14 protein-coding genes are annotated in these 26,944 nt (G+C 34.0%); all 14 read right to left on the minus strand.

From position 1 onward, the window contains the following. Window positions 1–93: 93 nt before the first annotated feature. Window positions 94–2,082 carry an alpha-L-arabinofuranosidase C-terminal domain-containing protein gene (locus GQ47_RS02240; RefSeq protein ID WP_035644294.1) on the minus strand — a complete coding sequence of 663 codons (1,989 nt, stop codon included), beginning with the start codon at window positions 2,080–2,082 and terminating at the stop codon, window positions 94–96. Between the two features lie 51 nt (window positions 2,083–2,133). Then, window positions 2,134–3,576, minus strand: coding sequence for a glycoside hydrolase family 28 protein (locus GQ47_RS02245; RefSeq protein ID WP_035644298.1), 1,443 nt, complete (start codon window positions 3,574–3,576; stop codon window positions 2,134–2,136). A gap of 33 nt (window positions 3,577–3,609) precedes the next feature. Further along, a complete protein-coding gene (locus GQ47_RS02250; protein ID WP_035644301.1) occupies window positions 3,610–5,160 on the minus strand; it encodes a glycoside hydrolase family 28 protein in 1,551 nt (516 codons plus the stop codon). Between the two features lie 47 nt (window positions 5,161–5,207). After that, a complete protein-coding gene (locus GQ47_RS02255; RefSeq protein ID WP_035644304.1) occupies window positions 5,208–6,845 on the minus strand; it encodes a sodium:solute symporter family transporter in 1,638 nt (545 codons plus the stop codon). A 143-nt stretch (window positions 6,846–6,988) separates the two neighbouring features. After that, the gene (locus tag GQ47_RS02260; RefSeq protein WP_035644307.1) at window positions 6,989–8,134 is read right to left on the minus strand and encodes an acyltransferase family protein; all 1,146 of its coding nucleotides are present in this window, start codon (window positions 8,132–8,134) and stop codon (window positions 6,989–6,991) included. A gap of 151 nt (window positions 8,135–8,285) precedes the next feature. Next, the gene (locus tag GQ47_RS02265; RefSeq protein ID WP_035645120.1) at window positions 8,286–11,432 is read right to left on the minus strand and encodes a beta-galactosidase, LacZ type; all 3,147 of its coding nucleotides are present in this window, start codon (window positions 11,430–11,432) and stop codon (window positions 8,286–8,288) included. Window positions 11,433–11,530: 98 nt separating this feature from the next. Continuing rightward, a complete protein-coding gene (locus GQ47_RS02270) occupies window positions 11,531–12,403 on the minus strand; it encodes an inositol oxygenase family protein (protein WP_035644309.1) in 873 nt (290 codons plus the stop codon). A 285-nt stretch (window positions 12,404–12,688) separates the two neighbouring features. After that, a complete protein-coding gene (locus GQ47_RS02275) occupies window positions 12,689–16,726 on the minus strand; it encodes a hybrid sensor histidine kinase/response regulator transcription factor (RefSeq protein WP_035644312.1) in 4,038 nt (1,345 codons plus the stop codon). 58 nt (window positions 16,727–16,784) lie between these two features. Further along, on the minus strand, window positions 16,785–18,614 hold the full coding sequence (locus GQ47_RS02280) for a metallophosphoesterase family protein (protein WP_035644314.1): 1,830 nt from the start codon (window positions 18,612–18,614) through the stop codon (window positions 16,785–16,787). Between the two features lie 230 nt (window positions 18,615–18,844). Further along, entirely contained in the window at window positions 18,845–19,615 is a 771-nt protein-coding gene (locus GQ47_RS02285) for a DUF4861 family protein (protein WP_238567935.1), read from the minus strand. A gap of 163 nt (window positions 19,616–19,778) precedes the next feature. Continuing rightward, complete coding sequence (locus GQ47_RS02290; RefSeq protein ID WP_051951308.1) at window positions 19,779–21,575, minus strand: hypothetical protein; 1,797 nt, start codon at window positions 21,573–21,575, stop codon at window positions 19,779–19,781. A gap of 84 nt (window positions 21,576–21,659) precedes the next feature. Further along, window positions 21,660–22,226: a hypothetical protein gene (locus GQ47_RS02295; protein WP_035644318.1), complete on the minus strand. Its 567-nt coding sequence runs from the start codon at window positions 22,224–22,226 to the stop codon at window positions 21,660–21,662. A gap of 12 nt (window positions 22,227–22,238) precedes the next feature. Next, the gene (locus tag GQ47_RS02300; protein ID WP_035645126.1) at window positions 22,239–24,515 is read right to left on the minus strand and encodes a GH92 family glycosyl hydrolase; all 2,277 of its coding nucleotides are present in this window, start codon (window positions 24,513–24,515) and stop codon (window positions 22,239–22,241) included. Between the two features lie 45 nt (window positions 24,516–24,560). Continuing rightward, window positions 24,561–26,867, minus strand: coding sequence for a GH92 family glycosyl hydrolase (locus tag GQ47_RS02305; RefSeq protein ID WP_035644320.1), 2,307 nt, complete (start codon window positions 26,865–26,867; stop codon window positions 24,561–24,563). Between the last annotated feature and the right edge of the window lie 77 nt (window positions 26,868–26,944).

The raw sequence follows: 26,944 nt of genomic DNA on the forward strand, positions 1-26,944 counted from the left end.
TAAACCTTCATTTTTAAAGCGTTTACTTAGTAAATAAACATATAACAATCTAATTATAAACTTAATAGAAAAACCAATACAATCAAAATTACTTTAATTAATCAATTTTAATTTCAAAACTGTTACAGAAAAAGCCTGCAGATTTAGTACTGCTTTCTTGCCTTTCAATTTATATTCTGTTTCTTTTGGACTTATTTTCTTAGGTTCACCAAATGTATTTTCATCCTGCAAATTCGGGCTTGTCAATGTAATTACTGATCCTTTTGAAGCTAATTTTGCATTTTTCAAATCAATTGCAACTTCTTGCGTTTCAGCTGAAGTATTTACCAATTTTATAATTACTTCTTTCTTATCAACATCTTTTACTGCCGATGCGTATAAATTGTTTTCGCCTACTACTGCTTTTCCGTCTTTTGTAATAGCCAATAAATCGGTTCCTTTATTAGTTGAAAACAATTGCTGTACGTAATAATTAGCAGAGCCAAATGCTGTTAAATTATTGAACCAAATCATATCTGGCGTCCATTGCCAGGCTTCTTCATGAGCCATTAACGGTGCATAAGAAGTCATATTAACCACTTCAGCATTTCGCTCTAGTCCAGTCATAAAAGCAGCTTCAGAAAACGCACATTCCCAATTGTTTCTATTATTCGGATTGGCACCTGAGACACTTTGAGCGGCATATTCCCCAGCAAATATTTTAGGTCCTTTTCGGTCGTATTTATCGTAACGCGCTGCATTTTCTCTAAACCATTTTGGACTTTCATAATAATGCTCATCGATGAGTTCTGCATTTAGTTTTTTAAGTTCCTGCATTCCGAATTCAAAAAACTCTCCATTTGGCGATGGTCCGCTGCCGGAAACAATTGTAATGTTTGGATATTTTGCTTTAATTGCTTTTTCAAAAACTACAAATCTTTCAATATAAGCCGGTCCCCATTGCTCATTTCCAACTCCAATAAACTTTAAGTTAAATGGTTGTGGATGTCCCATGTCTGAACGTAATTTTCCCCAAACGGTTTCTGATCCGCCATTTGCAAATTCAATTAAATCTAAAGCATCTTGCACATAAGGATCTAATTCTTCCAGTGGAGCTAATTCTCCTGTATTATATTGACAGGCCATTCCACAGCTTAAAATGGGTAAAGGTGTCGCTCCAATGTCTTCTGAAAGCTGAAAATATTCAAAAAAACCAAGTCCAAAACTTTGAAAATAATCAGGCGTTTGTTTGTGGCTGAATTCCACATTCCAGCGGTTGATCATGGTTCTTCTGTTCTCCACTTCCCCAACCGATTTCTTCCATTGATAACGATCAGCCAAAGTTCTTCCTTCAACAATACATCCGCCCGGAAAGCGCAAAAATCCAGGTTTCATGTCATATAAAAGTTGTACAATATCTTTTCGCAGACCATTTTTTCTGTTTTTCCAAGTATCTTCAGGAAATACGGAAATCATATCTAAATCAATCGTTCCCGTTCCTTCAAAAGTTATTTTTAATTTTGCTTTTGCTTCTGTTTGAGTTGCAGTAAATTGCTCCGAATAATTTTTCCATTCATCAGATGTTGGTACAATACTCGTTTCACCGATAACCTTTTTATCTTTATCAATAAACTGAATAATTATTTTTTTGATGGCTCTTTCATGATTGGCTGCCTTTAATGAAAGATTATATTTTGCATCTTTTTTTACGCCCATTCCACGAAAACCTTCATTAATGATTTCATATCCTTTTGGATCATTTACAAGAATTCGGCAAAAATTAGTATTGTTTTTGTTTTCCAACATTTTGATAGGCGTTGCAACACCCGAATTCATGTTCAAAGAAGATCTTTTTGTATTAGGCTGTTCCCATCCCATCAAAGGTTTATCAAACTCAAAAGACCTGTTTTTTATCATTTCGGCGTACAAACCTCCATCTGCGGCAAAATTGATATCTTCAAAAAACAAACCGAACATCGTAGGCTTAATTTTAGTGATGGATTTAGTAACATCAACTTCTAAAGTTGTCTTTTGGGCATGTCCGTAAATACCGCTAAATAATAAAGTTCCTAAGATAATCTTTGTAATTATGTTTGTTTTCATTGTATTGATTTTATGCTGAAATGTACTGCTTTTAAATTTCTTTCAAAAAAATTATTGTTTTTTCACTGCTTCATATTTCTCAGGAAAAGCCGATTCTCCGTCTAAATTGTTGACTTTTAAAACATCCACATTTTTACTTTCTACAGCATATTTAAAATAATCCGGCCTGTTTTTTCCCCAAGAAACGGAGCAATTTTGGACTTTTATATTTTCTGCCGTATCAAAATAAAATCCTGAAGTACTTCCTTTTATAAAACCGTCAACTTTTGAAGGACGACGATCGTAAATTCCGCCAGGAAAATTTGAAGTTTTATCGATTGAAACATTAACTCCTTCAAAAACAATATTTTTGATTTTATCTTTAGTTTCTCCGCTCACATAGACGCCATTTTCACCAGTACATTGAATATTGGTAAAATAAATATTGCTTATTGTCCCCACTTTTCCTTCGGTTGCTCCTTTCGGGAATCGCCAGTTTGCATCTTTATGATTACCACTGGCACGACTGTATGCTGTCACATAAATGGGTTCTGCTTTTCCCCACCAAGTGTCTGTAGTCAAACGGCCTTCAATAATTATGTTGGAGAAAATAACGTCGCTCACTGTTCCTTCATCTCTATTTTGAATTCCTACTCCACGATTGCTGTTTTTAATAATACAATTATTGAAAACCACTTGTCTGATTGCATCCATATTTTCTGAACCAATTTTGATAGCACAACTACTGCTGGTCATCGTACAATTTGTCACCGTTATGTTTTCGCAGGCACCAAATTCTTCAAATTCTCTTCTATTTTTAAGACAAATGCAGTCATCACCGCTTTCGATATAACAATCACTAATGCGAACATTTTTTGAATGATCAATGTCAATACCATCACTATTGCGGACTTTTAAACTGTTCAACAAAGTAATTCCGCTAATTACAACATCATTACAACCAATAAGATGAACGGTCCAATATGCCGAATTTCCAATATGAACGTCTTTAATTCTGATATTTTTTCCTCCAATTAAAGTCAAAACATGTGGTCGTGGATCGAGAATATTAAACGGTTTCAAAACATAAGAATCTGCCAGTTCTTCTCCCATGAAAGAAATTCCGTTTCCGTCAATTTTTCCGCTTCCGCTAATGGTAAAATTCTCAATATTCTTTCCACCAATCCAAATTGTGCCTTCACCTTTGTTATCTCGAAAAGCACTTTCTGTATATAATTTTTCATCTGGACTTGCTAAAATTTTTGCGCCTCCTTCAATATGCAACTCTACATTTGATTTTACATTAAAAGGGCCTGCTAAAAATGTAAACGGAGCAGGAATTAACACTTGTCCTCCCGTTAAACTACAGGCGTCTATTGCTTTTTGAATTGCAACGGCGTCATTGGTTTTACCGTCTCCTTTGGCCCCAAATTTTTTGACATCATATACTTTTTGAGCGATAGCAGTCAATGAAACACAAAAAACGATTGCAGTAATTATTGATTTCTTTATCATTTCTTTTTTATTTATAAATCTATTCTCTTGAATTTACCTTGCTGGCAATACATAAGTATTTTGAGCAGGCTCACTTTTTCTTTTTAAAGCTTCTGCATCAAGCTTGCTCGATGAAACATCCTTAAAAATAATTTGATTTATTTTATCCGAAGGAACATCGATCTTTTCCATCAGAAGTCCTTTTACATCATCAAAAACAAATGCCGGACGAAAATCCTCTTTTTCGTGGACGACTTTTATATTTTTCATTTCAATTCCGTTGACATGACGAACGTAAAATCCAAACGAAGGCAATTCTCCAAACATGGTAAATTCAGGATATCCTTTCTCATTTTCAAGAACGTCTTTTAATCTGCTCAAAGGCAAATAGGCCATTCCTTTTGAAGCTCTGCCCGGATACGTAATTTCAATATTTTCTAAAACTACATTTTCAATTGAATATCCCGGAATTCCAGCAATTGAAGCCGGAAAAGGATTGTGAAAATAATCAACCTCTGGTCCGCGCATATCATAATCTATATCTGGACGACCAAACGGAATTTGAGCTTTTACATTTTTAATAGATACATTTTTGATATAACCCGGCTTGTCTCCATTTCTATGACCTAGGCGAATTAAAATGGCATTTCCTGTATTTACGGCCGTTATATTTGATACTTTAATGTTTTCAATTTCTGCACCATCTACAGATTCAATCGCAATTGCAGATCTGAAAGTGTCGTAAACCTTAATATTGTCGATCGTAACATTTTTGAAACTTCCGTAGGAACCTGTTCCAAATTTAACCGCGCTGGCACTTGATCTAACGGTACAATTTGCGATATAAATATTATTATTTTGCAGTCCCGGAGAATCTGATTTTAAACAAATTCCGTCATCTGCTGCGTTTACATCGCAATTGGTAACGCTTACGTTTTCGCAGCCGTTGATGTCAATTCCGTCATTATTCCAATACGCTCTGCTGTCAACTTTTATACGATCGACAACAATATTTTTAGATTGTTCAAAACATTGAACCCAGCCTGAACTATTTTTCAATGTAATGTCGGTCATTTTTATGGAATCACATTTTACGAAAGAAACTAATTTTCCTCTACCATCTGCAGGACGCATTCTTCTATAATTATAATTGGGATCGATTTTTATTCCAAAATGATGTAAACTATCGACCGCTAATGCCAATTCTCTTCCTTGACCATCAATAATTCCTTTTCCGGTAATCGTAATGTTTTTTGAATTATAAGCCAAAACCAATGCTCTTATTTCTTCATATTTAGGATAATCGTTTGGATTTATACTTCCTAAAAGTATTGCTCCATCTTCAAAAAATAATTCGACATTGTCTTTCAATACAATACTTCCTGATAGAAATTTTCCTTTCGAAAAAATTACTCTTCCTCCCTTATTTTTATACGCAGCATCAATTGCTTTTTGAATTGCTGTTGTATTTAATGTTTTACCATCGGCTACAGCACCAAAAGCCGTAACTAAATAATCTTTTCCTTTTGCATAAATCCCAATGTTATAACACAATAGAAAAAGCAAGATGGCAGTACTTTTCTTTAAAAATCTTTTTTTAGTCATTTTTATATTTTTAAACTTTTATAAAATCGAAATCATACAAAAACTGTTTACCAGAAAATTGTATACAACGCGATTAAGATTCCACAAATAATAAATGATCCAACAACAAACTCTGAAGATACTCCGAACATCGATTTATCGACTTCAATTTTGTGCGCTTCATGTTCTAATACTGGCTCTGGTTTTAAAATACTGATGGCTCCCATAATCAATACAATAGCAATAAATGTGATGCTCATTCTGTCTAAAAATGGATAATCTGGAAAAGAGCCATTTGTCCAAGTTGGTAAAAATTTCAAAACTGCGGCAATTGGCACAGTTAGTAAAGCGCCGGCAAGTCCTGCGGTTGCTGTAGTCCTTTTCCAAAACATTCCTAATAAAAATACAGCAAGAACACCCGGTGAAAAGAAACCTACATATTCCTGAATAAATTGATAGGCTTGATCTAATGATTTTAAAGCAGGCGCTACAGAAGCCGCAATAAACATGCAGACTACTACACAGATTCTTCCAATGCGCACCAGTTTTTTTTCAGAAGCCGTTTTATTGAAGTATTTCCTGTAAATATCTAATGAAAAAATCGTCGAAATACTATTTGCCTTTCCTGCCAAAGAAGCCACAATTGCTGCAGTTAAAGCGGCTAAAGCAATTCCTTTTAATCCAGAAGGCAATAAATTCATTAAGGTTGGATACGCACGATCTGGTTTTAAAACTCCTGCTGCATCAAGCATTTCGTGTTGAAACATTCCGTTTTGATGCATTACGTACATTGCAATTCCAGGCAAAACAGCAATAACAGGAACTAATAGTTTTAAAAAAGCAGCAAATAAAATTCCTTTTCGGGCTGTTTTTAAATCGGCTCCCAATGCTCTTTGAACAATGTATTGATTACATCCCCAATACGCTAAATTATTAATCAGCATTCCTCCAATAATTACCGAAGTTCCCGGCAATTCAGTATAATGCGGATTTGATTTGTCGAATATCATTTGCAAGTGACCGGGAGCTTCATCTTTTATAATAGCCAACCCTTTAAGAATGTCTTTGCCAAATCCAAATTGTTCAGACAGTAAAGTCAATGCCAAATAAGTTGTCACTAAACCTCCCAATATCAAAACTATAACCTGAAACATATCGGTATATCCAATGACTTTCATTCCTCCTAAAGTAACTATAACAGAGAACAAACTCAATGCTATAATACAAAATTCAAAACTCAGCGGTGCAATTGATGAAATGGCCAAAGCTCCTAAATAAATAATCGAAGTAAGATTTACGAATACATATATCAATAACCAAATTACAGCCATAATGGTACTTACGGTATCATTATATCTTTTTGCCAAAAATTGTGGCATGGTAAATATCTTATTTTTAAGATATACTGGCAGAATAAAAACAGCAACGATAATCAATGTAGCAGCCGACATCCATTCATAAGACGAAATTGCTAATCCGAGTGCGAAGCCAGATCCACTCATGCCTATAAAATGTTCTGCAGAAATATTAGAAGCAATTAAAGAGGCTCCAATTGCCCACCATGTTAGCGATCCTTCGGCTAAAAAATAATCATTTGAACTTGTCGCTGCATTTTTTTTGCTTCTGTAAATATAGATGCCGTAGGAAGTAACGATCACAAAGTAAATGAGAAAAACGATGTAATCTGCGGTTGTTAATGTATTCATCTTTTGGTGGTTGATTGTGGTTAGTATAGTAAAGTTTTGTCTTTTTTTAAAGGACGGTATTCATCATAATTTTTTATATCGAGTTACAATTATACACTTAGAAACATATTTTTTTTAATCGTTAAAAAAGCCTTCCGTCTATTTTAGACTTTTAGGAACCATTTTCTTTTGTATAGAAAATAAAGCAAAGCGAGCTGTACCAATGTGACAGACATAGTTGTAAAAACAGGTTGCCAATCAATTGATGAAAATTTGATAAGTCCTCCAAATACATAATCTGCAGTATGTTTAAAGTTTACCAATCCTTCTGATGCCATGTAAATCAAAATCGAATTGGAACCAATTAATAGCAAAGGAAATGCCCACTTATGAAAACCTAAAACATCAATTGTGAGGTAAAAAAAAGTAAAAAATAAAATACTGAATCCACCAACAAAGCATACAAATGAACTTGACCACAAGTGTTTGTTAATTGGAAAACTATAATCCCACAAAAGCCCTATAACGATTAAAATAATTGCTGAAACAATCATAATCAGTACTTTTTGAGTGATCGAAAAATCATTTTTTGCTTTCAAAAATGTTCCCAAAAACATTCCAAGCAAAGCTGTTGCAATGGCTGGTATAGTCGAAAACAATCCTTCTGGATCATAAACCTGACTATGTAATCTGCCCGGTAAAAACATTCGGTCGATGTATGCTTCTAAAGAACCTTCTTTGGTTAAGATACCAGCTCCAAAACCTGGAACTGGTATCAGCTTCATTGCTAAAAAATAACCAATCAAAATACCTATGAACCAGTATATTTGCTTTTTTAAATCAAAATTCAGAAAGATCAGACCTGCAAAAAACCATGCTAGTCCTATGCGACCTAACACACTTGCAAAGCGGGTTTGATCAAATCCATCAAAGCGCAGCAGTCCGTTGACTACAAATCCCAAAATCAATAAAATACAAGTCCGTTTTAACATAGACAGATATATTTTTCTTTTTTCGCTTGACGGCAATTCCATTGGAGATGTCACACCTGCGATTTTCATTTTCTTTTCGAATGAAAAAGGCATTGAAACTCCTGCAACGAATAGAAATACAGGAAATATCATATCGTAAAATGTAATACCATCCCATTCTGTATGATGCAATTGCGACGACATCCAGACAAAAACCGGAATTGGAGCGGCTTTCGCCAAAGCATGAATGATATGTTCACCGCTCATGATCCAAAACATCACGAACCCTCTCAACGCATCTAAAGAAGTTAATCTTCCATTATTGGTATTATTACTCATATTTTACTTTTAAAAAGTATATTTCAATTTTGATTTATTTCGTATGATTTCCTGCAAGGTCTTTTTCAGACCTTGTAGGTATTTTAATGTGCAGAGACAATACCTACAAGGTTTTGAAAACCTTGCAGGAAAAGTCTATTTGCTAGTCAATTTATTCTATTGGTTTTATTACAAAACCATAGCTGTATTCACTTGCTTTTAATAAATATTGCTCGTGCGGATATGCTCCCCAACTTGTATCCCCTCCTAAACCTCGTTGAGTCAAATCGGTACATACTACAATTTCTTTTCTTGGCGTGATGTCACTGATGTGCTGATTCTTTTTTGTCAAACCCGGATCAAAATCACTCGGATAATTATTCAGTGTACTCATTCCTAAAGACTGCAAACCTTTTATTTCAAGTCCGTTGCCATTTTTGTCTGAAAGTTTAAACCAGCGAACATCAGTTTTATATCCGTTTTCCTGCGGACGTGTATAGGACACATACTGATCGACTACTTTGCTTTGATAAATTCCTTTTAATGCCGAATCTTTTCGATCAGGATAATTTTCCCACGGGCCTCTTCCATAATAATCAAGGTTTTCGAAGTCGCTTTTTAAAGAAAAAATCATTCCGAAACGAGGCATTTCTGGCAATGGATTATTTCCTCTTTTGAAAGATGGAAATACTTCTAAAGCGCCATCATTGTTCAAAGAATATTTAATGGTATAATCTGAAGAAACGTCATTCAATTTCAGCTTTGCAACAACATAATCTTTTCCATTTTCCTCTATTTGCTGAATTGATTCTAAAGTATAATTATTGCCTGCAGTTCGCCAAACATTTGATTTAATTGGCATTTTATTTCCAAAATCATTATCTGTCGGCGCTCTCCAAAAATTTGGTTCTGGATATTGTTTAAAATATTGTTCTTCCTTTGAGCTATAAAATGTTATTAATCCTGTTGATTTACTAATCTTAACTACAACATCTGAAGCACTTAAAACATATTCGTTTTTATCCTCTTTTATATTTGATGCTGCATTCTTTTGAACTCCTTTTGCAAAATAATTCTCGCCTTCGATAACAAATTGTTCTTTTGCTATTTCAAAATTTTGAGGCATTAATTCAGAACCTGTTTTTGTATTTGCGAAAACATTCAATAAATATTCAAATCCAGGTTTTGCAGTTATTTTTGGAAAATCAATTTTAAATTCTTTTTCAGATTTCGGATTTAAATCAACCTCAATCTGACCTTCTTTTATGACTTTTCCATTTTCTAAAACTTGGTAATTAAAGCTGTAACTGCTCAAATTTGTAAACCCAAAATCGTTTGTAATTTTAATTACTCCATTTTTAACATCAACAGCATGAAATAAAATATCCTGGTATACTTTTTTAACTTCATATGCCGCAGGATTTGGTGTTCTGTCTGGCAAAAGCAATCCGTTATTACAATCGTTTTCATCATTTGTATAATTCTGGCTTCCTAAATCGCCTCCATAAGCCCAGTATTTTCGGCCTACTTCGTCTTTCGCTTCAAATCCCTGATCAACCCAATCCCAGATGAATCCGCCTTGCATATTTTTGCTTCCACGGATAATATCCCAGTATTCCTGAAAATTTCCGTTGCTGTTTCCCATTGCATGCGAATACTCACACATAATAAAAGGTCGTGTCACTTCTTTGCGTGAAGCATATTCTTTCATGTATTCGATCTTTGGATACATCGGACAAACGACATCGGTATTTTCGTTTTCTTTTGCCTGTTCAAACTGAACCAATCGGGTTTTGTCTCTGTTTTTTATCCATTTATAAGCATCATGAAAAACTGGCCCGTTCGCACTTTCATTTCCTAAAGACCAAATGATTACTGAGGGTGCATTTTTATCCCTTTCGACCAAACTGTAAATTCTGTCCATATGAGCATTGTACCATTCTCGAAGATGACCTGGATTCGTTTTTGGATTCATCCAAATAAGAGGTTGTCCCTCGACCCCCATTCCGTGGCTTTCTATATTGGCTTCATCGACTAAATACAAACCATATTTGTTGCAAAGTTTCATCCATAAAACATTGTTCGGATAATGACTAAGACGAACTGCATTGATATTGAATTGCTTCATCAATTTGATATCCTTCATCATCGTTGCTTCATCCTGATAATGACCGGTAATAGGATTCGTTTCATGAATATTCACACCATGAAACATGATTCGGACACCATTTACAAGTAATTGCCCGTTTTTGAGTTCTACTTTTCTGAAACCAATTTCAGTAGAAACAGATTCTACTACATTTCCTTTTTCATTTTTTAGAGTAAGAACCAAATTGTACAAATTAGGAGCTTCAGAGCTCCATAATTTTGGACTTGCTACATCTTGAGGGAAATTGATTGTCTGCATTTTATTTCCTTCGAAATTGACTTTTAGTTCCTTAGTAAAAACAGTTGCTCCTGAAGCATCAATCAATTTAGCTTCTAATTTCTGATTGTTTACGGCTGTTGAAGTCAAGTTTTTCAAACTGACATCAACATTTAGACTTCCGTTTTTATAATTAGCATCTAAATCCGGTTTTACAAAAAAGTCTGAAATACGAATGTGATCTGTACTGTACAAATAAACATTTCGATCAATACCCGAAAGTCTCCAAAAATCCTGATCTTCAAGATAAGAACCGTCACTCCATCTATACACTTCAACAGCCAGATTGTTTTTTCCTGATTTTAAATATTTCGAAATATCAAATTCGGCGGGGCTTTTTGTGTTTTCGGTGTAGCCAACTTTTTCTCCATTAACCCAAATATACATCGCCGAAGTTCCTGCTTCAAAATGAAGAAATACGTGTCTGTTTTTCCAGTTTTCCGGCAAAATAAAATCTCTTTTATAAGATCCAACCGGATTATCAGAATGGTTTATAAAAGGAGGATTTCTTTCAAAAGGGTATGTAATATTGGTATAAATTGGAATTCCGTATCCTTTAAGTTCCCAATTTGAAGGCACTGAAATCTCTTTCCAATTTATGGTATTAAAATCTGTTTTATAAAAATCTTTCGGGCGCTCATCTGGCGTTGGTGCCCAGGAAAATTTCCAATTTCCGTTTAATGAAAAATACCAAGGTGAACTAGTATAAATATCTTTTATTGCCGATGCTTCATCTGCATAAGGCAGGAATGATGCACGCGCTGGCTCCCTATTTATCTGAAATACTTCAGGGTTTTCCCAATCGTTTCTACTGTTTTTTTCTTGTCCAAAAACAATAGAACTCCAAATGGCAAAAAGGGTCAATAAAATTATTCTAGTTCTTATATTCTTCATTATTATTCTTTTATATGAAACCATAAAGAGTTACACCTGCAAGGTTTTGAAACCCTGCAGGAAGAAGCTCTTAATCTAAAAATGTTGTGATTTTTATTCTAAAAATTCAGTTTTTCCGGCAAATATTTAGCGACTAATTCTTTGTAGTATGGAAGCAAGGCTTTTACATCTGGCTTAACAGGTGCTTTTGTATATAAATCATATGGATTGAATTTTTTAACCCATTCAAACATTTCTACATCTTTTTCATTCATCAAATGCGCGTAGGCATTTTCTCTGTGTTGTGAGTAAAATGAATGATATCTGATCATGTATAAAGCTGGATCTGGCAAATAATCTTTCATGATTTGATACAGATATTCATCATGGCCCCAACTCATTTTTACTTTATCGAGGCCACAATTTTCAGTATAAATTCCCAATTTGGTATTAAACCTACTATCTGTGTAATCTGGATTGTCTTTGAAAAATTCTGGATAAACTATTTTATCTGAATACGCACAGCCTACAGGAAAAGTATCTCCAACAACAGCCCATTGCGGTTCTCCAAACAAACATAAAACTTTACCAAGATCATGCAAAAAACCAGTTAAAACAAACCAGTCTTCGTGACCATCTGCTCGGATAGCTTCTGAAGTCTGTAAAAGATGCTGTGTTTGATCTAAATCAATGTCCGGATCACTGTCGTCAACAAGTGTGTTTAAAAATTCAACCGCTTCCCAAATAGACAAACTCTTTTTATTAAACTGCAAAAATTCTTCTTCTTTGCTGCAAACAAAATCATAAGTCTGATACGTGTGATTCATTCTGTAAAACTCCTTAACAGTTTCTACTCTTTCTGAATCGACATAGTTTCTGAACTCTTCTTTCTCTTTTATATTTTCAGCTGGGTCAGGATAACGTATTAGTAAATCGTCTTCCCATTCATCCAAATTCTTTAGCGGTTTATCTGTGTCTATTATCTTTTTCATGTTGTTTTATTTAAAGATTACTACACAAAAATATACTATCAATTAGAGAATTAAATGGACTAATTCGTCAAAAACATGGATAGATTCTAACCACATTAATTGATTTACAACACATTACAAAACAAACCATCTTTTACTTATATTAATTATGAAAATGGCACACTGATGACACAGATTTAAATCGATAAAACGGATTTTATATATTAAATTGGCGAAAATCCGTTTAATCCGTGTTATCTGTGTGCATAATTGAAATTAGTGTAAGTGGGCAATCGTATTCGAAAATCACCCCGTAATTAACTTGCTTGGCGGGAAACCAAACTGCTTTTTAAAACATCGGCTGAAATATAGAGGATCATTAAAGCCAACTAACTCTGTAACTTCAGAAACATTATATCTTTTTGTTTTCAAAAGCTGCGCAGCTTTTTTCAAACGAATGGTTCTAATAAATTCGTTTGGAGCCAAATCTGTAAGCTCTTTAATTTTTCGATAGAGTTTTGAAGAACTTACACCTAATTTATCACAAAGGAATTCTGTAGACAATTCAACTTCGCTTAAATTATCGTTTATTAAACCTGTTATTTTTTCCATAAATTCTTCATCAATAGGAGAATGCGTAAGCAAACCAACTTTACTTTCTACTTCGCCTGAGAATTTTTCTTTTAACTCTAATCTCGATTTAATAATATTTTCAATCACCGTTTTTAGCAATGAAGGTTCAAACGGTTTTACAATATAACCGTCGGCACCAACGCCGTAACCACGAACCTTATCATCATTTTCAGAAAGCGCAGTTAATAAAATAACCGGAATATGACTGATAAATTCGTCTCTTTTCAATTCCTCACAAAATTCTAGTCCGTCCATTACGGGCATCATAACGTCTGCCACACAAAGGATTGGTTTAATTTGTCTGCATAGTTTCAGACCTTCCATTCCGTTTTCGGCTTCGTAAACTTTGTAATAATCAGATAAATAATCTACCAGATATTTTCTTAGTTCGGTATTGTCTTCTACTACAACTATTTTCTGTTTTAGTTCCGTATTCTGGAGAATCTTTTTCACTGTTTTCTCCGGAATAGACATGCTCTGATTATCATTTTTCAAAACAAATTCAAATGCTTCTTTATCACTATAACAACTGCGATCGATTGGCAATTCAACAGTAAAAATACTTCCTTCTCCCTCTGTACTTTCTAATTTAATTGTTCCTTTATGAAGTGCCACCAAAGATTTTACCAATGATAACCCAATTCCAGATCCCGTATTTTGATCTTTATTGCCTTTAACCTGATAAAAACGCTTGAAAATTTTCTCCTGACTTTTTAACGGAATTCCAATCCCATCATCACTTACTTCAATAATTAATCTGCCTTCTTCTCCATCTTTAAGCCTCATGAATAAATCTACATTTCCGAATTTATTGGTAAACTTTAAGGCATTGGATAATAGATTGTATAAAATTTTATCATACTTATCATTATCAACCCAGCCCGTTAGATTTTCGTTTTCGGTATTAAAATTTAATGTGATGTTTTTATTGTAAGCCAATTCTTTAAACGATTCAAAGATGTTTTTAGAATACGAAATAATATCTGTCTCCGAAACTTTAAGTTTTAATTCGCCTGCCTGAGCACGTCTAAAATCTAAAACCTGATTGACCAGATTCAGCATTCGACTTGCATTTTGATGAATTAAATTGTATCTGCTTTTTTGGTAATCGCTTGCATTTCCTTCTTCTAATAATTGTTTGGCTGGGCCCAAAATTAAAGTCAAAGGCGTTCTTAATTCGTGTGAGATATTAGTAAAAAAACGAAGTTTTTCATTGTTGAGCTTAATATCCTGTTCACGCTTAATTTTTTCGGTCAATAATTCTTGTTTTAAGCGAATACGATTTCTAATTTCTTTTCGAACAAAATAAAAAATAACCGACAAAAGTATCAGAAACAGAAACAAAGCAAATGGCGTTAACCAAAAAGGAGGCTGAATTACAATTTCATAAGAAACTACTTTGCTCCAATGTCCATCGCTATTACTTGATCTGATCTTAAAAGTATAAGTTCCCGGATAAAGATTGGTGTATTGAACCGTTCTCGAACTGCTATTTGTCGTAATCCAATCTTTATCAAAACCTTCCAGCATATATTCAAACTTATTAAGCTTTTCGTTTGTAAAAGAAGGCGTCGAAAACTGAAGTGAAAAATCGCGGTTTTTATAATTTAGTTCTATCTTTTTGCTGTAATTCAAATCAGATGAAAGTGGTACTTGTCCGTTAATTTCTGTTCCCGGAACAATCTCTTCATTCTGAATTTTAAATTCGGTAATCACTGGCGATGGTGACCATTTATTATTGATTATTTTATCCAAAGAAAAATAAATAATCCCGTTTTTAGTCCCTAAATAAATATTGGAACTATTAAAATTGAAAAAACTGCTGGAACTAAAAACATCGAGTCTGTTGCCGCTTTTTACATGATAAACATTTACATCTTTTAAATTCAAATTAAGTCTTGCTACTGTATTGTTGTTGATATTCAGCCATAAATTTCCTTTACTATCTGATAACATATCGGTTATCCAGTTTCCGGATAACTCTTTGGGATTTGTAAGCGGAATGAAATTATCTTTTGAAGCGGAATAAAGACATAATCCAACACGCGTTGAAGCCCAGATTCTTCCTTTACTATCAACTAAAACATCACTAATATTATCATCATGCGGTATGCCTTTTTCTTTAGCATAAAGCGATTTATAGATTTTTATATTCGTAGTTTTTGTATTGTATTTTGCTACGCCGGTTTCAGTCGCAATCCAGACATTATTGTTTTTGTCTTTTTCAATGGCATTAATTTGAAAACCAGGAAGCAATTTACCCGTAGCACTTTGTACTTGCAAAGTCTGCGTATTCAATATCACAGCTCCTTCTCCAAAAGAGCCAATCATAATGGTTTGATCATCAATCTTGCTAAATGCAAAAACTGGTGTTGTCGTAAACCCAACATTCACTTCCTTTGACGAATTAGTCACGTAATTGTACACCAAAACATTTCCATTCCAGAGACCACAGTAAAATATTTTTCCGTCATCAGAATAAATACTTACCATGTCTTTTTTGTTGTTGTATAATGGTGCAAAACCTTTTGCAGTAGATATAAAAAGCCCATCGTGTCTTGTTTCGACAATTACTTTTCCATCATACGTTTTTGCAAATCCTCTAATTCTAGGAGACTGATTCCCAATATAATGAGAAATATCTTTATTGAGAATAAACTGGTTTTCGTATGGATCATATTTATCTAATCCATCTTCTGTACCAATCCATAAAACGCCGGAAGCATCAAAATATAAAGCCGATACCAAATTGTCAACAATCGAAGTATCATCAGACAATATGGAATAATACCATTTATAATTTCCTTTTTGAATGTCTTCTAACTGATTGCAAACCAATAAACCACCAAGTGTTCCAACCCAATATTTTCCGTCTGGAGCTTTGGCAACCGACAAAAAATAAGGCCCTAAATTATTCCTGATTTCCTTATTTTCTATATAAAGATTTACAAATTTATTTGCTGCTTTATCCAGTTTATAAAGACCTTCACGGGTTCCTATAAAAATATCCGATTTTGCATCTTCATAAATAAAATTGATGTATGGATTTTTTTCTGCTGAATTGGGAACCAATAAAGTATAATTATTTATGCGAACAATTTCACCTTTCGCATCTAAAGTAATTTTTGCAACCGATCCGGTTTCATAGCTTCCAACCCAGATTCCGCCGTTTTTATCTTCAAAAATTTCGTTTACATATTGAAATCCTGGAATCGAAACTTTTTCAAAACGGTTTTCTTTTTGAAAAAACATATAAACTCCTTTGGTTTTGGTTCCTACCCAAATCCTTTTGAATTTATCCACATGTACCGCTCTAATTTCTTCATCAGGCAAGCTTTTTGGATTGTTTGTCTGAGGCAAAAATGTTGTAAATTCGTTGGTGTCGATTTTATAACGTGTCAGCCCTTTTCTTGTTCCAATCCATAAGATATTCGAATCTTCATCGAGATCTAAAGCCGTAATATCATCATTATGCAATCTGTTTTCGCTTGGTGAAGCACTCATGTATTTTTTAAACTGATATCCGTCAAAACGATTCAGCCCAGAGAAAGTCCCAAACCACAAAAAACCTTTTTTATCCTGAACAATATGGCGCACAGAGTTGTGTGACAGTCCGTTGTTGTCGTTATAATGATCAAATTTAATATTCTGAGAATGAGAATAATAACCAATAATCAAACAAAAGAATAATATAAAGGAATTCTGTTTCATAAAAGGAATTATATATGCAAGCTAATTATTTTTAAGCATTAAAAATCTTGAGATTCATTTAAGGTTTTATGCGCTCAATTGTGTTATTTTTTAAGTTGATTTTAAAATGATTTGAAGGCTGACTGTTCATTGTCTTTAAAAATATTTTTGCCCATAAAACCATTTTTTCATCACTAAATTTTTCAAGTTGTTTGCAGACGATTTCATATTGTCTCAATCTGTTTAAACCAATTTCGGGAGCTGCTAATTCATCTGCATTTTTTAATCTGTAAAAATCAAAAATCAAATCAAGACCTTTCCATGATTCAAAATTTTGAAGTGCTAAATTACTCGCCGATACTTCTTTTTCTATTTCTGAAGAATTTTTATTGATCTCTAATAAATCTTTACCTGAAAGATTTGCAAACGACGCTAAAAATGCGGTCGGAAAATCTTCTGGCAAAAATCGAAGACGTACTAATTCTTTTAAATGCCATTGTGTAAAATCTTCATAATCCTTGGTTTTCAAAATATCTTTATTCCAAATATTTGGGCTTTTAATATCTTGTAAATGAGCATATTCTTTTTCATAAAAAGGGAATAAACTACTAAATTTTGGAACAGAACCAACGACTACAGTTTCAACCTCAAAATCAAAATTTGAATGTATGGTAAGTATTTTATAAGCAGGTTTGTAAGCTGCCAATGATGGCGTCTGAATATTGAATAATGTATTGCCTTTTGCAGAGGTTCTTACTCCTGTATCGTTGATATGCATGTGTCCGCCAAAGTGAATCTGAATACCTGCATCTGCAAATACCTGCGCCACTTCTTCTGAAGGAACTCTTGATAATTGCATTTTATCTGAACCAAAAAGATTTTTCATTTCTGCTGAAGCATTATCATTAAAATCAACCATTGGATAATGACTAAAAGCAATCAGTATTTTTCCTTTTTGTTTGGCTTCCGCCGAAACTTTTTTAATCCATTCAATCAAATGTTTTTTATAAATAAGAACGTTATTATAACCTATACTTACTCCCGAAAAATCATTCGGATTATTGGGTAAACCTGATAATTTTTCATTCGGAACATAAGCATTTGCATCAATTGCCAGAAGCCATATTCCTTTTGTTGGTTCAACCAAATAACTTGCATCCGGAAGAAATAAATTAGTGTTTTTTACAGCATAAATTCGTTTTTCTAATGCCGATTCTTTTACAGCTTGATCAAAATTATAATTGTCATATGAATAACTTGAAAAAGGTGTTTCCCAATACAAATATTCTTTTTTTGGGAAGAAGCCGAAACTAGCCATTTCATTCAAAGTCTCTTTATAACCTCCATTTTTTATATCAGATGTAATAATGGGTTCTAACTGATTTTCTTTCGTTTTTAAAATAGTTTTAGAACTGCTGATAATTTGTTCCTTCCCTTCTTTTCCCAAAAAATCAGTTTTAGCGGCATCCTGAGCAAACGGTTTTGGAGCATCATGATTTCCGGTTGTTACAAAAAATGATATCCCATACTTTTTTGAATACTCATTAAGAATTTTTCGTAATCCTCTAATGTGAATTGGCTGTCCGTCATCGCTGAAATCGCCCGGAAGTGCCACTTGTTTAATACCTCTTTTTGCAATATCATCGAGAGCCGCAATAAAGGCAAAATAATTTTCATTGAATATTCTGGTCGAATGCAATTGTGAGTTCATCGTCCTAATATTGGCATATTCGCCAGTCATAGGATTCTTAATTCCTTGATAATTATTATCCTGAAATTTCCCGAAAATGTCACCTAAATGCGCATCGGCAATAAAAGCAATTTGTTGCGGCTTTCTTTCTTCTGGTTGTTTAATTTTACATCCATGCAAGGCAAACAAAAGCAATATTAAGCACGATATTCTAAACATGGAATTTTATTCTTTTTTATGACTATCCGTTATTTGTAATAATTTTTAAAATGGCACGCGGATGACACAGATTTAAACCGATAAAAACGGATTTTTATATTAAATCGGTGAAAATCCGTTTAATCTGCGTTATCTGTGTGCATTTTAAGTTATTAGTACTCTAAGCTTACATTCATATTTTTTTACATAAACCTATGTTTTAAACATTTGCTCAACGAAACATCAATACTCTATTTTATGTAAACTTCCAACTTATCCAAAGTATTTAATTCTTGTTCTCTGGCACTTGAAGAAATGATTTGGGTTTCTAAATTTTTAGTTGGTTTAGAAATTAGCAGATACTGTGTTCCATCATCTTTCGTTTTTTCATAATCTTTAGGATTATATTTAATTGCAGCTCCAATTTCAATAACTTCGGCGGCAACATCTTCAGGGTGTTTTCCCCAAACAGCAATATAATTTGTACCTTTTTTAGTTTGAAAATCTTTAAAATAATTTACTCCAGTCGCAAATTGAACTTTTTCGCCAGTTAAACTAATCGCTTCAACTTTTGCTTCTCTTTTTCCTGAAAATACAGTTACACGAACTAAAATATCCACTTTTTTGCCTTTGTACGGAACTCCTTTTGAAATCATTTCCATCCATGAAGTCGTATCTGTTTTGCCAACACGTGCTAAACGATTTGTCACTGGATTTAACGGAACTAATTTTTCTCCATCCCAAAGTTTTACACCTCCTAACCCTACAGTTGATGCCACTTTATAATAATCAGCTCCCCAGCCTTCTTTTTGCTGTTCTGGCGTTGGGTACCAATGTGCCGCTTTCAATTCTAAACCTGGTTTTGCTTTAGAATAAACATCGATAGCCACTTTATCACTAAAATAGATTCTCAAAGCCATCCACTCATTTTCGACTGCTGGTCCGTGATGTCCAATTGTTTGATATAAATCGCCTGATTCTGAGCCAATATCAGTCAAATAGGTAACTTTATCAGACTTCATATACAAACTTGTGTCGGTTTTATTTTGCGAAAAACAAACACAACTAAACATAAGGGCGGTCATCAATGATAATTTCATAATTTCAATTATTTATAGTTTAAAGTTTAATTCTCGTAAATTTAAACTAACATTTTAATACTTTCACTATTACGCAAACGATTTCTCAAGAAATAGTCATTTTGTGATAAAACGGTGTAAATCCAGTAATGTAAACATGTTCTCCGCTTGTACGCAGACTCCCTTGATGATAAGTGTATTCTTCGCTGTCTAAATTTTCAACGTTATAATGTTCGCATTTTCCGGGACCCAATTGTATTGTGTCTCCATTGGCTACAATTTCTGCAGATCCAGATTTTAGAAAATAGTTCTTTTTTGCATCCTGTTCTGCTCCTTTAATTATAGTTCCTTCACTAAAGCACATTTCAATAGTAACTTCAACATTTGGCGGACCTTCTACTTTAAAATCTAAATTTAAAGTGCCATTATTTTCGGTGATTTCAATAACTGTCGTTTGCAATTTTACATTGCTTTTAACTCGTGAATCAAAATCCATTTTGTTCCAAAAACGGCCATCTGGCGAAGGTGATAATTTATAATCTCCATCGGCTTTTCGAAATTCTGGCGCAAGAGGCTGGTAATAATCGCCTTCTTTAGTCTCTTTCAAAATATATTTGTTTCCTTCTTTTACAATTCCGTCACTGCTGAAATAGCCCAATCTAAAAAATGAAGTAGAAAGACGCATATATTTTAAGATCGCATCACCTTTGCGATACATTAAAAAGTTTGGATTTGAGGATCTTCCCGAAACAACTTGTAACGGTTTATCATTTCCTCCAAATAATGTCATCGAAGCTTTTCCACGTCTGATTCTGGCTAAATTTGAAACTGCAAAATATTTCTCGAAGTCATTTGCAATTTTGCCTTCAACAGAAATCTCTTTTTGAAGTTCTGGATTTTCCATAAAAAAAACCAAAGAATCTGGGAGAATGTCGGTAGTAAATTCTGGAAGACTTTCGATAAGTTTAACCATGTACACAAACATTGGATTCTTGGTATGAATAGCCATGTATCTGTACTGCAGATAAAATTTGTTTACTTTGATATTCATAAATTGATCCTGTCTTTTTGAATCAACTGTTACCAAATCGCCATTTGTTTCGGTGTAATAAAAATAAGTCGTCAAATTTTTATTTACGATATCTAATAACTGCGGTCGGTTGAGTAATCGCGCCATCGTAATGAGTGCTTTGTCGATTACGGCAGAATATACACCGCTTCGCTCTGAATAATGTCCATCATCATTCAGATAAATTCCTTCGGCGAGCCATTGGTCAATTCTTTGTACATATTTTGCATCTGGATAAAGTGAATTTATACTTGCGAGTGCTGCACAAATTACCCATCGATGATTTGGAGTATGAACACCGCCGGTTGTCATTGCTTCGCCGGCGTTCTGTATAAACTTTTTTAATTTGTCTTTTATCTCTGTCAGCTCTTTTTGTTTATTACTATTTAGTAAAACTGCTGCAGGACAAATGTATTCTAAAATAAACGCAGTATCAGGAGGCGATTGCCTGTTTCCTCCGGCGTCTAGTGTACCATCGCTGTATTGCTCTTTCAGCAAAATATCTACAGCCTGATTTAACTTTTGAGCTACAGATTCTGATTTGTAATATTCGGATTTTGAATTGGATATCGAAGCTGCCAAAACTGTAACAGCACCTGCTATTGGGCGAAAATTACTGATTCTGATTCCCGGTTCTGTGAGTTCTTTACTTAATATGATTTTAACTTTGGCATCATTGCTCGAAATGAGCTTTTGCATCAATAAAACATCTTCTTTTGCAAGATTATTATTTAAAAAAAAATCATTGGCAAAAGCTAAGTCACTTACTAAAGTTCCTGCCAGCGAAAGGCTTCCTAGCCTAAGAAATTCTCCACGGCTCATTTGATTTTTCATAAAATCTCATTTTGGTTGTGATAGTTAATAGTTTGTGTGCCGAATTGTAAAACCATTGGTCAGATGGTTCTTTTTTTTGATAAATTACTTATCTACAATTTTCACAAGCGTAAAATTTATTCCCAAAGGATTTTCGGTTATTTTACAGATTAAAGGAAAATCAGGATTCTTGATAATCCACATTTCGGTTTTATCAATCTGAGCTAAAACGTGATAAGCATCAATTGTTTTTCCTTCTAAAATTACATTGCCATTATCTGTTTTTTCATCTAAAACATAAGTAGTATTATTGTAAACGAACTTCTTATTTTTTACTAAATCCTGATAAGTTGATTGAGAAATCATAAAAAATGTCTCATTAGGTTTTAATGCTAAAACAGGTGAAAATTCGCCTTGATTAAAACTTAATGCATTTCCATTTTTTAATGCTTTTTGGCTTATAATAATACTGCTTTTTACTCCTCTTGTTTCTAAATTAAACACAAGCGTATCTTTGGCCGTTTTGGTTAAGAGTGTTAAAGATCGTGTTTGTCCATGCAATTTGCAGACGTAACTTAATTCTGTATTGTTCTTAATTGAAGGAACGTAATTTTGTGAAAATCCTAATTGAAATATTGCACAAAAAAGGATTGCTAAAATTGTATTTTTCATGTGCTGAATATTTTATTTTTTTGGTGGTAAAATTGTTGTTCCCCAATTTGAAGGTTTTGAATCCATTTCATAACTTAATTCTCCGCCTTTCATAATATCATCGTGCGAAATCCATGCTTTGTTGTATGGTTTTCCATTTAAAGTTGCCGACTTTATATATTTATTTTTATTGCTCATATTCTTAGCCGTAATCTTAAATTGATTTCCATTTTCCAACTGAATACTTGTTTCTTTTATGAATGGCACATTCAGCAAATAATACGGCTGACCAGCATTTGGGTATAATCCCATCATATGAAAAGCAAGCCAAGATGACATTGCTCCCGAGTCGTCATTTCCGGGCAAACCTTCAGGAGAAGTATTGAAATTATTGGTAATAATTTCGTGAATTCTGTCACTGCTCAAATAAGGTTTTCCTATCCAGTGATACAAACAAGGCGTTAAAAAGGAAGGTTCGTTGGCAACATTATACAATTTTGAATCAAAAAAGATGTCCAGTCTCTTTTTGAAAGCTTCTTCACCTCCTGATTTGCGAACAAGCTCAGGTACATCATGAGGAATGCTGAAGGAGTATTCCCAAGAAGTTGCTTCGTAGAAAAACACGCACCAATGACAAACATACCAAGGCGACTCAATAATTACGGGAGTATATCTAAATGTTGGTTTTTGAATTTTTGATTCTCCAAAAACAATATCATCCAGCCAATTTCCTGAAGCATCTTTTGGCATAATAAATCCTTTTGCTCCATTATTTTCATAATCAGAACGCCATAGATTTTGCCAGCTGTCAGCTTGTTTCATGTATTTATCGTATAATTCAGTATAGCCCAAGCCTTTTGCGACTGTAGCAATATTGTAATCATTATAGGAGAAATCAATCGTCATATTTCCAGCTCTAGGAACATTATAAGGCACATAACCCAAACGCAAATATTCCATCAATCCTCCTCTTCCTTCTTTTTCTTCATTTCCACCGGGAGGGACTGTAGCATCTTTCAGCATTGCTTTTAATGCCAATTCATAATCGATTCCTTTAAGGTTTTTCACAAAAGCATCTGCCACGACAACCTCAGCATTAGAACCTCCTTGTGTACGGCCGTTATCGTTTCCGCTTCTGCCTTCCGGCATATAACCGTCTCTTTTGTAAATGTTCAGCATCGCATTTACAATTTCAACTTGGCGCTTAGAATCAATTAATGAAATCAAAGGACTTGAACTTCTGAAGGTATCCCAAATACAGTAAAAATCATCGTAATAAGGCTCATCGTTCGTCCATAACGGATTTTCGCCTGTTCTGTTTACTGGCGCGAGCATCGTGTGATATAAGCCTGTATAAAACATTTTTTTATACTCCAAAGATGTATCTGAAGACAGTTTGATTCTGCTCAACAAAAGCTCCCATTTATTTTCTAAACTTGTCAATACAGCATTAAAATCCCAATGCGGAATTTCGACTTCTACATTATTTTTTGCTTTTAATTCGCTTAGGAACGAGATTCCGATTTTTACATTCAGTTCTTGTTTTCCTTCTTTTCCGAAAGAAAGCAATGCCGCTGTTTTTTTCCCAGAATCAAATTGAGCCGATTTATCGCTATAAAATTTTCCATCTTTCCAAGTAACGTATTTCGCAACAGGCTGATCAAAAATAGCCCAGAAATAAACCGTATAAGCGCGCCCGTTATTCCATCCGCCGCGAATTCTGCTGTAACCTCTAACTTCATGATCTGAAACAATTTCGATTTGCGAACCTACAAATTGCTGCGCTTCTCTTCCGTCTGGTTCAGGTGATTCTCCTAAAAAAAATCCGGGGTCGATCTTTAAATCCTTAGATGCATTTTTAGGATACGTAATTCGGTAAAACGAAGCTTTTTCGGCTGTTGTTATTTCTGTTTTGATATTATTTTCTTTGAAAACAGTTTCATAATATCCCAATTTTACATTTTCTTCGGCTCGATACGAAGTTTGATCTAGTTTATCTAAAGTTCCTGAAAACGGCATAATTTGGATATTCCCATATTTCGGACCTCCTCCCGTTCCGCTAACATGAACTTGGCTAAATCCTGTCACTTCTTTTGGCAAGGCAAGCCATCCGCTGTTTGAGTTTACAGTACAATCTGGACTCGGTTTTACCATTCCATATGGACATGATGGCCCGACAAAAACTCGACCAACTCCTTCTGATCCAATCATCGGATCTACATTAGTATGAACCTGATTTTGTGCATTAATCGCAATGGTAAAAAATGATGATATTCCTAAAAAAAGTATAGTCTTAGTATATTTTTTCATTTGCATTTTTTATACTTTAATTGTTGTTTTATTTTTAATTTAATATTACGGTTTATTAGCCATTTCTAAAATTAATTCGCCTCCGCCTGTAATGTCATTGTGCGAAATTGTGAAATTCTCAACAGGTTTAGTATTGAATTTTGTTTTGCTTATATAAATATTTTCTGCACTGTTATTAACAGCTTCAATTACAAACTTTTTGCCTTTGTAATAATCAGGATTTAACTGAATTGACACTTTATTAAAGATAGGACTTCCTATTTGATACACTGGATTTTCATCTGTTCCGCCATTCATTTGAAACAAACCCATCTTGAGCAATACGTTTAAACTTCCCATCAAACCTTGATCTTCATCGCCATTGTAACCCGTTGTTGGAGATAATCCGCTGAAGGTTTCTTTTATAACTTCGCGTGTCCAATATTGCGTTAAATCTGGTCTTCCAATCAAATTAAAAACAAAAGAAGTTTGAATGGAAGGCTGATTTCCAAAATTAATTGGAATTCGGCTAAACTCAGGATGTAATTCTGCATCATGCGAAGTCCCTGAAGTAAATTTCAGTTTTTTAGCCGTTTGAAATTGCGTATTTAATTTTTCTACTGCTTTTTCATTTCCTCCCATCAATTTAACCAAACCATCAATATCATGTGGTACAAACCAAGTTGCTTGTGCACCATTTGCTTCTATAAAACCATTTTCATATTTATACGGATCGTAATTAGCAAGCCATTTTCCGTCAACATTTTTAGGACGCATCCATCCTGATGATTGATCAAAAACGTTTTGATAATTTTGAGATCTGGCTAAAAAATATTTATAGTCCTCTTGATGATTTAACTTCTTTGCCAATTGCGCCAAAGTCCAATCCTGATACGCATATTCTAATGTTTGACTGGCGCCATCCTGATGACTTCCAAACTGCCCTTCAGGAAGCGGATAAGGAACATATCCTTTATCTAAATAATATTTTAATCCTCCTCCACTATTTGTATTGTGCTCATATCCAGCTTTTCCCATAATACCATTCAGCATGTGATTTTTCTTCAAAGCAATATAAATCGATTCTAAATCGTCTTTTACAATTCCTTTTTGAATGGCGGTTACAATAAATGGCGTAGTCGAAGCTCCTGTCATTACGTAGGTATCATTTCCTCCAGCTGGACCACGTGGAATCATTCCGCCATCTTTATAATATTGCATTAAGGAATGTACAAAATCATCCATGATTTCAGGATAAGCGAGCCCCCAGAGTGTGTTAATTGTCCATTGCGCTCCCCAAAACGAATCAGAATTGTATTGATTGAATTTTGGTTTTCCTTTTGCATCAATTGGTAATTGTCCGATTCTGAATTTTTCTCCCGTATTATCCGGATAGGCGCCATTTGCATCACTTATCATTTTTCTTCCCTGCAAAGCATGCCACAAATCGGTATAAAACCTTCTCTGATCATTTTCAGAACCGCCTTCTATTTTAATTCTTCCGAGCAGACTATTCCATTCTTCACGCGATGCTTCAACTATTTTGTCAAAATCCCAATGCGGTAATTCTTCTTGAATATTAAATGAAGCATTTTCAATCGAAGTATAAGAAATACCAACTTTCATCAATATTTTTTTATCGGAATTACCGAAGTTAACCAAGTAATTTCCAGTTTTAGAATCTTTCTCAACAGAACTTATCGGTGCATTTAATTTAATTTTGAAGAATACTTTTACCGGTTTTGGACGTCTGAAATTGGTGCTTAAAACCAATGATCCTGAAAGTTCATTATCGTTGTTTTTTTCTAATATGCCATCTGTATTTTCACATGGTCCTAAAATCATATTCAGATTCAAAAGAATTGCTTTTTGAACATTGGCAGGAAAAGTATATCTATGAAAACCAACTCTTTTTGTACTCGTCAGTTCTGAAGTAATTTGGTATCTGTCCAATATTACCAAGTGATAACCAGGAGTTATTTTTTCTGTGTCGTGACTAAATTTAGAATAAAAATCCTTAAAAATCTCTTTTCTATTTTCGTTAGAAACAGCAACCGGCATTACTGAAAGTCCTGACAATTGCCATTCATGAACATGGCTGAATCCTTTTATGGTATCTCTGTCAAATTTATAACCACATCCCCAATCACCATTAATTTCTGTATCGGGACTTAAATTTACCATACCAAATGGACGGCTCGCGGATGAAAAATAAAACCATCTTGAGTTTTGAGTATCTAGCAAAGGATACACCTTATCTACCAATTGATTTTTTTGGAGATAAGCCGTTTTTTCGCTTTGGCACGATACTAAAAAAATAAGACATAAACTTATTCCTAAATATCCAATTTTATAAATTTTACTTAATTCCATTATTTTGTCCTAAAAAAGTTTTGAACTTTGGATTTGCTGCTTTTAATAAAAAAGGAGAAGAATTTTTGCTCTTCCTC

Origin of the sequence: Flavobacterium sp. ASV13, from assembly GCF_000745775.1 — a bacterium.
In the GTDB taxonomy this organism is placed as follows: domain Bacteria; phylum Bacteroidota; class Bacteroidia; order Flavobacteriales; family Flavobacteriaceae; genus Flavobacterium.